Source organism: Diaphorobacter sp. LI3, assembly GCF_022807955.1.
Lineage (GTDB): Bacteria > Pseudomonadota > Gammaproteobacteria > Burkholderiales > Burkholderiaceae_C > Diaphorobacter > Diaphorobacter nitroreducens.
In genome coordinates this window covers 3,845,413-3,858,268 of sequence record NZ_CP094346.1, presented here as the reverse complement: position 1 = coordinate 3,858,268, position 12,856 = coordinate 3,845,413, and the positions used below count along the sequence as shown (strand labels likewise).

Sequence of the window (12,856 nt, the reverse complement as noted above, 5' to 3'; positions counted from 1 at the left end):
GCGCGAAGCCCCGGCTGTGAACATGTTGACCACCTGGATACTTCTCGCCCTGTTCCTGTTCTGGGCCGTGGGCGCCTACAACCGGCTCATCCGCCTGCGATCCGCGGCGCTGCAGGCCTTTGGCGGGCTGGACACCCACATGGTGCGCTGGATTGCCCTGCTGGGTGAGTACGAGGCTGCGCACGGTGCGCCTGGCGCGGTCCAGGCCATCGTGGGCGACGAACCGGCGCCGGCGGCGGGCGCGCACGACGCCCATGCCGCCCTTTGGGCCGCGGCCACGCAACTCGGCGCCTCGCTGGCAGTAGCGCGCGCGCGCCCGCTGGACAGCGGCGCCGCCGCCGCCCTGGCGGCCGCATCGCAGGTGCTGGAGAACGCCTGGCAGACCGTTGTGCGCGAAGCCGCGCAGGTGAGCGAAGGTGTGGCACCCCCTGCACTCGCCCCATGGGTGGTGCGGCGCGAACAGGTGGCGCTGCACAGCGACGAGGCGCGCCGCCTGTTCAACGATGCCGTGGCTCAGTACAACCATGCCATCGCCCAGTTTCCCGCCAGCCTGCTGGCGTGGCTGTTCGGCTTCAAGAAGGCGCAGACGCTGTGAACAAGCCTACTTCCATCCCGACGCAGGGGGCTCCCGCGGTTGCGTTGAGCCAGTTGCTGGACGCCACCGCCTTGGCGCTGCAGGCGGTGCGCGCAGGACAGTCGGGCACCGTGGCGCTGGAGACCACGGCTGCCGCGCTGCGCCCCGGCGTGCAGGCGCTGCTGTTCCAGGTGCTGCGCCACCTGGGGCGCGCGCAGGCCTTGCGCCGCCAGCTGGCACCCCGCAACCCACCGCCGCGGGTGGATGCGCTGCTGTGCACCGCCCTGGCACTGGCCTGGGACCCGCAGACTGCTCCCTACGCGCCGTTCACCCTGGTCAACCAGGCGGTCGAGGCCGCCAAGCGCCACCCCGCGACGCGGGCGCAGGCGTCTTTCGTCAACGCCTGCCTGCGGCGCTTCCTGCGTGAGCGCGACACGCTGGTGGCCGCCACGCAGGGCGACGAGGTCGCCGTGTGGAACCACCCCGCATGGTGGATCCAGCGCCTGCGCCGAGACCACCCCGATCAGTGGCAGCAGATCCTGCAGGCGAACAATGCGCCCGCGCCCATGGTGCTGCGGATTTCTAAGTCAAAAAGCACTCCAGCGCTTTACCAGCAAGCGTTAGAAGCTATCAATATTGAAGCGGTGGCGGTAGGCCCCGAAGGGCTGGCGCTGGCACGCCCCGTGCCGGTGCAGCAACTGCCTGGCTTTGCAGAGGGTGTTGTCTCGGTGCAGGATGCCGCCGCGCAGATGGCAGCGCCGCTGCTGCTCAACGGGCTGGACGCCGCGCAGCCGCTGCGCGTGCTGGATGCCTGCGCCGCCCCTGGCGGCAAGACCGCCCATTTGCTGGAATGGGCCGCCGCACTGCGGGCCCCTTGGCGGGTCACCGCGTTGGAGGTGGATGCGGCACGCGCCGAGCGCATCCATGACAACCTGCATCGCCTGGGACTGAGTGCCCAGGTGCTGGTGGCCGATGCCGCCGTGCCCGCCGACTGGTGGCAGCAGGCCAGCGGTGGTGAGCCGTTCGACGCGATCTTGCTCGACGCGCCCTGTACCGCCTCGGGCATCGTGCGCCGCCATCCCGACGTGCGCTGGCTGCGGCGCGAGAGCGACGTGGCCCAGCTGGCCGCGCAGCAGTCGCGTCTGCTGGCGGCGCTGTGGCCGCTGCTGCGCCCTGGCGGGCGGCTGCTGTATTGCACCTGTTCGGTGTTCCGGGCCGAGGGCGACGTGCAGATCTCAGCGTTTCTTGCGCACAACACTGACGCACGCCTGCTGCCGTCGCCGGGCCATTTATTCCCCGGCAGCCCAGACAAGCGCGACGGGCTCCGTGACAATGGGCCGGGTGAACACGACGGTTTCTTTTACGCCCTGTTGCACAAGGCCCCCGCCTGAACGTGCCGGTCTGCGCAGGCCGGGCTGGCTGTGGGCCGCGCTGGTTTGTCTGCTGGCGCTGTGGATCGCGGCCATTCCCGCCGCCCACGCCCAACAGCACGGCGAGATTGTTGAACTGCAACTCGACCCGCTGCCCGAGGGACTGTATCTGTCGGCCACGCTGCAGCTGGAACTCCCCGAACTCGTCAAGGATGCGCTCTACAAGGGCATTTCCGTGTTCTTCATCACCGAGGCCGAGGTGGTGCGCCAGCGCTGGTACTGGTCCGACAAAGTGGTGGCGCAGGCCAGCCGTTTTCTGCGGTTGAGCTACCAGCCCCTTACGCGGCGCTGGCGTGTGGTGCAGTCGTCCACGCCCTTTGCACCGTCGGGCCTGGGCGTGTCGCTGGGCCAGAATTTCGACACGCTGCAGGATGCGCTGGCATCGATGCAGCGCATCGCGCGCTGGAAGATCGCCGACGAGGGGCAGGTCGATGAAGGCGTGACCTACGTCATGAACTTCCAGTTCCGGCTGGATACCTCGCAGTTGCCCCGGCCCTTGCAGATCGGTGCGGTGGGCCGCTCGGGCTGGAACATGGTGCTTGCGCGCAGCGTGCCGCTGAGCGTGGTGGAGGCTGCGCGGTGAAAGCGGGCGATCCGCGCCCCGCGGGTTCGGCCCGCCGCGCAGAGACACGCGCACGCGCCGTGCGATGGGCGCTGGGCCTCGGCACGGGGCTGATGTGCGCCATCGCATTGGTACTGCTGTTCCTGCTGACGCTGGCCACCAACAACCGTGACCTGTACGAACGCAACTTCGCCTGGCTGCTGGGCGTGAACGTACTGGTGGCGCTGGTGCTGCTGGCCGTGTTGGTCTGGGGCGCCCTGCGCCTGGTGGTGCGCCTGAGGCGGGGGCGCTTCGGCAGCCGGCTGCTGCTCAAGCTCGCGGGCATCTTCGGGCTGGTGGGCGTGATCCCCGGGCTGCTGATCTACGTGGTGTCCTACCAGTTCGTCTCGCGCTCCATCGAGAGCTGGTTCGACGTCAAGGTCGAGGGCGCGTTGACCGCCGGTGTGAGCCTGGCGCGCGTCACGCTCGACACCATTGCCAGCGACCTGGCCTCCAAGACGCGCACCGCCAGCAGCCAGTTGGCCCAGGTGCCCGATGCGGCCGCGGGCCTGGTGCTGGAGCGCATGCGGGACCAGTTGGGGGCCACCGACCTCGTGCTGTGGAACGCCGCGGGCCAGCCCGTCGCCGGCACCGGGCAGTCGCGCTACATGCTCAACCCCGAGCGCCCGAGCGCGCAGCAGTTCCGCATGGCGCGGCAAGACCGCGTCACCTTCCAGATCGAGGGCCTGGACGACATCACCGACCCGCTGGCCGGGGAGAACGCGCGCGTGCGCGCGCTGGTGCTGGTGGCCAACCCCGGCGTGGGTCTGCTGGCCGAGCCGCGCTTCGTGCAGGCCACCGTGCCCTTGCCCCAGGCGCTGGTCGCCAACGCCATTGCGGTGCAGGAAGCGAACCGCGAATACCAGGAACGCGCGCTGGCGCGCGGCGGGCTGCGGCGCATGTACATCGGCACGCTGACGCTGAGCCTGTTCCTTGCCGTCTTTGGCGCGGTGCTGCTCGCCGTGGTGCTGGGCAACCAGCTTGCGCGGCCCCTGCTGGTGCTGGCCGACGGCGTGCGCGAGGTGGCGGCAGGCAACCTGTCGCCCAAGGCCGCGCTGCAGACCAAGGACGAGTTGGGCGGGCTGACGCGCTCTTTTGCCCTGATGACGCAGCAGCTTGCGGACGCCCGCGGCACGGTCGAGCAAAGCCTGAACGCGCTGGACGCCGCGCGCGGGCACCTGCAGACCATCCTGGACAACCTCACGTCGGGAGTCATCGTGCTGGATGAAAAAGGCATCGTCCAGTCGTCCAACCCCGGTGCCACCCGCGTCCTGCGCGCGCCACTGGCGGCCTATGAAGGACGGCCGCTGGCTGAGGTGCCGGGGCTGGCGGATTTCGCGGCGGCCGTGCAGCGGCACTTCGATACCTTTTTGCTGGATCGTGACCACCACGGTCTGGACCACTGGCAGCAGACCTTTGAGCTGCACGCGGCGGGCGGTGGCGTCACCACGCAAGGCACCAGCCTGGTGGCGCGCGGCGCGCAACTACCCAACGAGGCGCGGCTGCTGGTGTTCGACGACATCTCCGAAATCGTCTCCGCGCAGCGCGCCCAGGCGTGGGGCGAGGTCGCCAGGCGTTTGGCGCACGAGATCAAGAACCCGCTGACGCCGATCCAGCTCTCGGCCGAGCGTCTGGAGATCAAGCTCTCGGGCAAGCTGCCTGCGGCAGAGCAGGCCGTTCTGACCAAGTCGGTGAAGACCATCGTGGACCAGGTGGATGCGATGAAACGGCTGGTCAATGAATTCCGCGACTACGCGCGCCTGCCGTCCGCGGAACTGCACACGCTGGACCTGAACGCACTGGTTGCCGATGTGCTGCATTTGTATGGCGCCGAGACCGCGCAGGTGCCGGTCGAGGCCGAGTTGGACCCGCGCTGCCCCGCGATCTCCGGCGATGCCCAGCAATTGCGCCAAGTGGTGCACAACCTGCTGCAGAACGCCCAGGACGCGACACAGCAGGCGGCCGAGCAGGGGGGCGTTCCACCGCCGCCCGTGCGCATCAGCACACGCTGGAGTGCATCCGCGCAACGCGTGCGGCTGACGGTGTCGGACTGCGGGCCGGGCTTTCCTCCACACATCCTGCAGCGCGCCTTCGAGCCCTACGTCACGACCAAGCCGCGGGGCACCGGGCTGGGACTGGCCGTCGTCAAAAAAATCGCGGATGAACATCGCGCGCGGATCGATCTGGTCAACCGCGTGGAAGACGGCGTGGTGAAGGGCGCACAAGTGTCGCTATCATTCGCCCCTGAATCGGCGGTGGCGCTCTAACAACACCGCACGTGCAGCAAGGGTGCATTTACACACATGGCAAATATTCTGGTGGTCGACGACGAACTGGGGATCCGGGACCTGTTGTCAGAAATTCTGAACGACGAGGGGCATAGCGTCGACCTTGCCGAGAACGCCACGCAGGCCCGCAACGCGCGCTTGAATGGCAGCTATGACCTGGTGCTGCTGGATATCTGGATGCCCGATACCGACGGGGTATCGCTGCTCAAGGAATGGGCCATGGCCGGCACGCTGACCATGCCAGTGATCATGATGAGCGGCCACGCCACCATCGACACGGCCGTGGAAGCCACGCGCATCGGTGCCTTCTCCTTTCTCGAGAAGCCCATCACCATGCAGAAGCTGCTCAAGGCAGTGGAGCAGGGCCTGGCACGCAGTACGGCGCAGCCACCAGCAAGCGCTGCCGCGCCGGCCCAGACCAACACCGCACCTGCACCCGCAACAACCGGTGCCATTGCCAATGGCGCGCCGGCTCCTGCGCCTGTTGCTGCGGTGATGGAGCAGGCGCCCATGTCCCACCAGGGCTTCAATCTCGACCGACCCTTGCGTGAGGCGCGCGACGGTTTTGAGAAAGCCTACTTTGAATTCCATCTCGCCCGCGAAGGCGGCTCGATGACACGCGTCGCCGAAAAAACAGGATTGGAGCGCACACATCTTTACCGCAAGCTGCGCCAATTGGGGGTGGACCTCGGGCGCAACAAACGCAACGCGTGAATTGGCAAAAATTTTGCAGCTTGGCGTCATGCCCCGATTTCTCGGGCTATAATTCAAGGCTCAGGCCCGGTAGCTCAGTTGGTAGAGCAGAGGATTGAAAATCCTTGTGTCGGCGGTTCGATTCCGTCCCAGGCCACCAAAATTTCCCAATGAAATCAACGCCTTACAAGTTAATTGCTTGTAAGGCGTTTTTCTTTGCCTGAGTCGATGTAAGGGCGGATGTAAGCCCGTTTGAGCTACAGCCATCAACCTGAATCAACGCGGCAAGAGGCTTTCGGCCTCACCAGCTATCGGAGCCGGATGGGAATGGGGGATTGCAGGGCGGATAAGTCGGCTGCGGCTGCCAAGTCGGCGGGTGGATGTCCTGACCGTACGGGTTACCGCCAACGTCGATGTACGTATCGTCAATGAGCGGCAGACCGGTCGCCGGGTTGATGTCTGGTGCTTGTGTGTTGGGTTCGTTGTTCATGTTGTTTGCTCCTTTTGTAGGTGGTGCTTGCTCCCCCACCCGGGGGCAGGCGCTTAGATCAGTCTTCGTTCGGGGTCAGGAGTGTGATGACTGGGTTCCCTGCGTCATCAGGTCCGATATGGATATGCAAAGTGGTCAATCGCGGACGCACGCCACGGCCCCCGCGAGGCACGCGCAGCAGCTGGAAAGCCTTACTCGATTCCGTGCCACCACGCCGCGCTGCGAGGTAGGCCATCCACACCACATCCCGTAGTCTGCCGCTTTGGTCCTGCCCGGTCTGGCGTTTGCTGTCGGCTTCCGTCCATTCCACTGTATCGGCCCACGCCGCAGCGGTCATTGCCACTGGTATGCGAAATCCAGCCTCTCTTGCAGTCTCGGTAACGTCCACCAAGACCCCATCCTGCGCATTCCACTGATGGCGGACAGTGATTCCATTCCCATCGCGGACAGCGTTCCAGGCGATGGCGGACACGTTGCGCGGGTGTCCTGAGTGACGCTCAAATCGTAGCCGAAGTGTCCGCCATCAGCGTGGAATGGCGGTCGGCGCGGCCGGCTCAGACGGCCTTGGTGAGCTTGCGCATCGACTCGCCCTTGAGGGCTATCTTGTGCGAGCCGTGCACGATGCGGTCCAGGATGGCGTCGGCCAGCGTGGGCTCGTCCAGCCAGGCGTGCCAGGCCGTCACCGGCAACTGGCTGGTGATGAGCGTCGAGCGCGTGCCCACCCGGTCGTCCAGCAATTCCAGCAGGTCGTTTCGCTCGTGCGCGGCAATCGGCGCGATGCCGAAGTCGTCCAGGATGAGCAGGTCCAGCCGCGCCAGTTGCGCCAGCCGTTTGCCCAGGCTGCCATCGCCGTGGGCCACGTGCAGCTCCTGCAGCAGCCGTGGCGCGCGGGTGTAGAGCACCGAGAAGCCCAGGCGCGCGGCCTGCTGCCCCAGTGCGCAGGCGAGCCACGTCTTGCCGCACCCGGTGGCGCCGGTGAGCAGCACGTTGTGGCCATGGCGCAGCCAGTCCCCGCCGGCCAGGCTGGTGATGACCTCTCGGCTCAGGCCCCGGCTGGCGCGCCAGTCGATGTCCTCCAGGCAGGCACTGGAGACCTTCAGGCGGGCCGCCTTCAACAGGCGCTCCAGGCGCTTGCTGTCACGCCAGTCCACCTCGCGCTGCACCAGCAGCGCCAGGCGTTGTTCAAAGGGCAGCTCGCTGGCCGTGATGTGGGTGGCCGCGTCGCTGAGGGCGGCCACCATGCCGTCCAGGCGCAGGGCGCGCAGTTGGTTCAAGGTCTGTTCGTTGAGCATGGTTCTTCCTTGTTAGGTTTGCTTGCACGTTGGAGTTCAGTGGTAGTAGCCCGGCCCGCGCACGTTCTCGTGCAGCGGCAGGCTCGCCTGTGCGGCCATCGGCGCATCCAGCGGCCGCTGGTCCAGGCCGCAGCCCAGGATGGAGGCGATGCTCTTGTAGGACGGTGAGCGAATCGACTGCGCCCGCGCACAGGCGGCCTCCAGCCGGTCAGCCCCGTACTCACGGCCCAGGCGCATGAGGCCCAGACAGGAGCGGTAACCCTGCTCGGGATGCTGGCGGTGCTCCATCTGCCAGCGCACCACGGCGGCGGTGGCCGCGCCCACGCGCTCACCCCAGGCGATGAGCTTGGCCGGCGTCCACTGCAGGTGCGCCCGGTGCGAGGCCGGCATGTGCTCGGGCGTGGTGGTGTGTGCACCCCGTCGGGGATTGAGGGCGTGGGCGGCCACGCGTTTGCTGCCGTGCAGGACTTCGAGCGTGCCGGCCGTGATGCGCAACTCCACCGGCTCACCCACCAGGGCGTGGGGCACCGAGTAGTAGTGGCCATCGAGCTCAACGTGGTAATCGATGTTGACGCGGGCGGGTTTGAAGCGCGCGATGGGCATGCGCACCGGCGGCAGGGGGCGCAGGGCTGGCCGGTCGAGTTCGGCGAAGGCGCTAGTGCGGTTGCCCGGCAGCTTCTTGAACGCGCGCTGGTTCAAGTCCACCAGCAAGGCGGCAATCGCCCGGTTGAGCTCGGCCAGGCTGAAGAAGGTCTGGTGGCGCAGCCTGGCCAGAATCCAGCGCTCGACCACCTGCACAGCGACCTCCACCTTGGGTTTGTCGCGTGGCTTGGCCGGGCGCGCGGGCATCACGGCCAGGCTGTAGTGCGCACAGAGCTCTTCGAGCAGGCGGTGCGCGGTGGGCTCGTAACGGTCGGGTCGGGCCATGAGGGCGCGCGGCTGGTCAGGCACCAGCAGGCGGGGCACGCCGCCGATGAACTCCAGCGCGCTAATGATGCTGGCCACCCAGTCGGTGGTCTTCTGGCTGGCGGTGGCGCAGGCGTAGGTGTAGTTCGATGCGCCCAGCACGGCCACGAAGACCTGGGCCTGGCGTATCTCGCCAGTGTCGGCATCCACCACGGGAACGGTCTGGCCGGCGTAGTCCACAAAGAGCTTGTCACCGCCCGTGTGGGTCTGGCGCATGGAGCGCTGCAGGCGCCGGGCCCAGGCCTTGTACTTCTCGCAGAAGGCGCTGTACTTGTACGCCTGCCCGCTGTGCTGTTGCTGGTATTCCTCCCAAAGCAACTGCAGCGTCACGCCAGGTCGGCGCAGTTCGCGGTGGATGTGGGCGTGGTCGGGTTCAAGGTGCCGGGACTCGCGCGCCACGGGTGGCTTGTAGAGCCGGGCCTGGAGTTCGTCGTCGTTCAGGCTCTGGGCCAGTGCCCAGTCCACGCCGGCCACGCGCGCGTAGCTGGCTATCTCGCTGACAGTGGATTTGGAGATGCCGAGGGCGGCACCGATTTGACGGGTGCTCAAGGCCCCGCGGTGCAGCAGTTGCAGTGTGTGTCGTAGTTTGCTCATGGTGACCCTGGGTGTGGGCATCGCTGGTTCCGGTCAAAAAACCGGGCAGCGTATGCCGCGTTCGGGTCACTCAGAACACCCCGCAGGTGTCCGCCATCAGTTTGGAATGCTGTCCGCCTTCAGCGTGGAACACTGTCCGCCATCACGCTGGAACACTGTCCGCCATCAGCATGGAATCGTGTCCGCCATCGCGTGGAATACGCAGGCTGGGTACGTTTCTGAGCTGCCTACGCGGCAGTGAACCCTGCACCCCGGAATATGTCGGCCTCGGCGCATTTCTGAGCTGCCTACGCGGCAGTGAACACGGCATTCACGACCTGGACCTCATGCGCAAGTTTCTGAGCTGCCTACGCGGCAGTGAACAGCAGCAGGCCACGGCAGGCGGGTCATGCCCTTTCTGAGCTGCCTACGCGGCAGTGAACCAAGGGCGGCTCCCTCGTTAGCGGCCCCAATTTCTGAGCTGCCTACGCGGCAGTGAACGCCCAAGTTCTTCCGCTCTTTATGTCCCGCACTTTCTGAGCTGCCTACGCGGCAGTGAACTTGGCGGTGCGCTTTTTCAGGTACGCCTTGATTTTCTGAGCTGCCTACGCGGCAGTGAACATCACAACGCCGCAGCAGTCGCACGTCTTGATTTTCTGAGCTGCCTACGCGGCAGTGAACGAAGGCCGAGAACAGGCGGAAGTGCCGGCGCATTTCTGAGCTGCCTACGCGGCAGTGAACTCTTTGCCTCAGGTGGCTTCGTGGTGCTCATGTTTCTGAGCTGCCTACGCGGCAGTGAACCGAGCGCATGCGCTGCTGGCGGTGCGCCCGGTTTTCTGAGCTGCCTACGCGGCAGTGAACCTTGACGGGCACGATTCGGCAATTGGGGGGTATTTCTGAGCTGCCTACGCGGCAGTGAACTGTCGTTTGGCGCAGTAGCTGGTGCAGTTGTTTTTCTGAGCTGCCTACGCGGCAGTGAACTTCTTGGCCGGCGCCGCCGTTGGCGCCGGCTCTTTCTGAGCTGCCTACGCGGCAGTGAACCCGCTGGTGCGGGCTGGGCGTGGTGTGGTGCATTTCTGAGCTGCCTACGCGGCAGTGAACTGAGCAGTCGCATCTGCCAGACCCGTTTCTCATTTCTGAGCTGCCTACGCGGCAGTGAACCCATCCAGCCTGCAAACTCTTCTCGCCGTTCTTTTCTGAGCTGCCTACGCGGCAGTGAACACCGATGCGCGGCATGGCTTACAGGCCCTTGATTTCTGAGCTGCCTACGCGGCAGTGAACGCGGCCAGCGCCGCCGCCGAGGGGTGGCCGAGTTTCTGAGCTGCCTACGCGGCAGTGAACTGCCACTCGGGCGCGGCCAGTGCTGGGCTACTTTTCTGAGCTGCCTACGCGGCAGTGAACCCATCACGGGCGGGCTTGGTGCAGTCTCGCGGTTTCTGAGCTGCCTACGCGGCAGTGAACAAGCGCCTGATGATCCACGTCGATGCGCTGGTTTTCTGAGCTGCCTACGCGGCAGTGAACGCCATGGGGAACGGGACGTTGGCTCTGGGATGTTTCTGAGCTGCCTACGCGGCAGTGAACGGCCACACCGCCGGAGCCACCGTGTACGTGCATTTCTGAGCTGCCTACGCGGCAGTGAACGTGCTGTGGATTTCGTTCGGCGTGCCGGCCGTTTTCTGAGCTGCCTACGCGGCAGTGAACCAGGCGCAGTGCGCCCGACTTCCTGCGGGCAATTTCTGAGCTGCCTACGCGGCAGTGAACCTGGTGCAAGAGCATGTGGGCGGCCGGTCACCTTTCTGAGCTGCCTACGCGGCAGTGAACCACGATGGCGCCGGGCTGCAGGTCGGCCTGGTTTTCTGAGCTGCCTACGCGGCAGTGAACAGGCAGGCGATCTGGCCCGGCAGGAACTGGGATTTCTGAGCTGCCTACGCGGCAGTGAACCCGACCATTCCTCCCTTTTTCGCGCTGTAAGATTTCTGAGCTGCCTACGCGGCAGTGAACTTGAGACGCGAAAGCGCCCACGCACGCCATAGTTTCTGAGCTGCCTACGCGGCAGTGAACGAGTCGGTCCCACCCTGGCTCGTCGCTCCACGTTTCTGAGCTGCCTACGCGGCAGTGAACTGAACTACAAAGCCAACGATCAAGGCACAGTATTTCTGAGCTGCCTACGCGGCAGTGAACAACTCCGCCCGCGCCTGCATCTGAGCAAGTGCTTTCTGAGCTGCCTACGCGGCAGTGAACGTGTAAGCGTTGGCGAATCTACTTGCCTGCATTTTCTGAGCTGCCTACGCGGCAGTGAACAAGTGATGAACAACATCCAGATTCAGGTGGTTTTTCTGAGCTGCCTACGCGGCAGTGAACGCTGAATGTCGATGGTGGTCGATGATCCACATTTTCTGAGCTGCCTACGCGGCAGTGAACAGACGGTAACTCCCAGCAATGGGGATGCCCTATTTCTGAGCTGCCTACGCGGCAGTGAACTGACAGAAGAAGGAACGACGATTCTTGAGGCTGTTTCTGAGCTGCCTACGCGGCAGTGAACATCGCCATGGCTGTGGATGGCGGCTACGACGCTTTCTGAGCTGCCTACGCGGCAGTGAACCCTGTGCTGGCCGAATTCCCCGCAGAGATTGTTTTCTGAGCTGCCTACGCGGCAGTGAACACAGGGAAATTCGTTGAACTAGGCCAGGCCTGTTTCTGAGCTGCCTACGCGGCAGTGAACGCCCTCATACTGAATCACCAGCGGGACTGCAATTTCTGAGCTGCCTACGCGGCAGTGAACAGGGCCACCGCCCTCACTCACCTGTCCAAGAATTTCTGAGCTGCCTACGCGGCAGTGAACAATCGGCGAGAAGTTCATTCGATCCAGAGATGTTTCTGAGCTGCCTACGCGGCAGTGAACGCTGTGGCTTGACCAGTCGTGCTCAGGCCCCATTTCTGAGCTGCCTACGCGGCAGTGAACTCAAATGGCCATCACTTCAACGTCATGAGGAATTTCTGAGCTGCCTACGCGGCAGTGAACACCACAGTTGCAGAGAACCCGCTTTCTCTGCTTTTCTGAGCTGCCTACGCGGCAGTGAACCGGAACTCCTCCAGCTGCACGCGCTTGGCCTTTTTCTGAGCTGCCTACGCGGCAGTGAACTCGATGCTGGGGTTGTGTTCGATGTGCCTGCGTTTCTGAGCTGCCTACGCGGCAGTGAACTGGCTCCCGCATGACGGCGACACACAGGACAATTTCTGAGCTGCCTACGCGGCAGTGAACTGGAACACAGCATCCACCGAAGTGCGCGAAATTTTCTGAGCTGCCTACGCGGCAGTGAACCACGGCCAGCACGTCGAAGTGCTGCCGGCGCTTTTCTGAGCTGCCTACGCGGCAGTGAACGAGCCGGTCATCACGCGGTTGGGCACGACCTTTTTCTGAGCTGCCTACGCGGCAGTGAACGCGTGTTGACTTTCCGCAACGGGCGGCCAGTGTTTCTGAGCTGCCTACGCGGCAGTGAACCCGCATCCATCGCGCAGTACCTGCTGCCTGGTTTTCTGAGCTGCCTACGCGGCAGTGAACAACACATGTGAAGGCCTACCCAGGATGGGCTATTTCTGAGCTGCCTACGCGGCAGTGAACTACAGCAGTTCGTCATAAACGGAACGGTGGCCTTTCTGAGCTGCCTACGCGGCAGTGAACCACTTCTTCATCTCCTTGAGCTTTGCCCTGTATTTCTGAGCTGCCTACGCGGCAGTGAACGAGGCGCTTACTGGGCGCGCAGAGCGTTTCCATTTCTGAGCTGCCTACGCGGCAGTGAACGCGCTCCACTGCCTCTGCCAGGCTGATGTTCAGTTTCTGAGCTGCCTACGCGGCAGTGAACCATCTTGACGTGCTCGCCCGCGATCTCCGCGGTTTCTGAGCTGCCTACGCGGCAGTGAACCCAGCAGATTGGCGGGGCGCCCGTGG

At 64.9% G+C, this 12,856-nt stretch carries 9 protein-coding genes, 1 tRNA gene and 1 CRISPR repeat array (1 of these 11 cut by a window edge); of the genes, 6 read left to right on the top strand and 4 right to left on the bottom strand.

Going from position 1 to position 12,856, the window contains the following annotated elements; translation table 11 throughout:
* Positions 1-22: 22 nt before the first annotated feature.
* From MRB47_RS18010 to MRB47_RS17985, 6 genes are all read left to right on the top strand, one after another.
* Positions 23-595, top strand: a complete 573-nt coding sequence (locus MRB47_RS18010) for a LemA family protein (RefSeq protein WP_041838907.1) — start codon at positions 23-25, stop codon at positions 593-595.
* Positions 592-1,965 carry a 16S rRNA (cytosine(967)-C(5))-methyltransferase RsmB gene (gene rsmB / locus MRB47_RS18005; RefSeq protein WP_252101384.1) on the top strand — a complete coding sequence of 458 codons (1,374 nt, stop codon included), beginning with the start codon at positions 592-594 and terminating at the stop codon, positions 1,963-1,965. Before MRB47_RS18010 ends, rsmB begins: the two co-directional genes overlap by 4 nt.
* Positions 1,916-2,587: a DUF4390 domain-containing protein gene (locus tag MRB47_RS18000; protein ID WP_011806980.1), complete on the top strand. Its 672-nt coding sequence runs from the start codon at positions 1,916-1,918 to the stop codon at positions 2,585-2,587. Before rsmB ends, MRB47_RS18000 begins: the two co-directional genes overlap by 50 nt.
* A 92-nt stretch (positions 2,588-2,679) precedes the next feature.
* Positions 2,680-4,872 (top strand): ATP-binding protein, encoded by a 2,193-nt coding sequence (locus MRB47_RS17995; protein ID WP_411275757.1) that lies wholly within the window; start codon positions 2,680-2,682, stop codon positions 4,870-4,872.
* A gap of 36 nt (positions 4,873-4,908) precedes the next feature.
* On the top strand, positions 4,909-5,607 hold the full coding sequence (locus tag MRB47_RS17990) for a response regulator (protein WP_252101382.1): 699 nt from the start codon (positions 4,909-4,911) through the stop codon (positions 5,605-5,607).
* Between the two features lie 63 nt (positions 5,608-5,670).
* Positions 5,671-5,746, top strand: a tRNA-Phe gene (locus MRB47_RS17985).
* Positions 5,747-5,887: 141 nt separating this feature from the next.
* Here MRB47_RS17985 and MRB47_RS17980 read toward each other — a convergent pair.
* The 4 genes from MRB47_RS17980 to istA form a co-directional block, all read right to left on the bottom strand.
* Entirely contained in the window at positions 5,888-6,076 is a 189-nt protein-coding gene (locus MRB47_RS17980; protein ID WP_252101381.1) for a hypothetical protein, read from the bottom strand.
* A gap of 58 nt (positions 6,077-6,134) precedes the next feature.
* Entirely contained in the window at positions 6,135-6,464 is a 330-nt protein-coding gene (locus MRB47_RS20030; RefSeq protein WP_411275756.1) for a DUF6573 family protein, read from the bottom strand.
* 166 nt (positions 6,465-6,630) lie between these two features.
* Positions 6,631-7,368, bottom strand: a complete 738-nt coding sequence (istB, locus tag MRB47_RS17975; RefSeq protein ID WP_011805003.1) for an IS21-like element helper ATPase IstB — start codon at positions 7,366-7,368, stop codon at positions 6,631-6,633.
* Positions 7,369-7,404: 36 nt separating this feature from the next.
* Positions 7,405-8,949, bottom strand: a complete 1,545-nt coding sequence (gene istA / locus MRB47_RS17970; protein WP_252100662.1) for an IS21 family transposase — start codon at positions 8,947-8,949, stop codon at positions 7,405-7,407.
* A gap of 194 nt (positions 8,950-9,143) precedes the next feature.
* Positions 9,144-12,856: a CRISPR direct-repeat array (repeat unit 28 nt; unit sequence TTTCTGAGCTGCCTACGCGGCAGTGAAC) (it continues 1,715 nt past the right edge of the window).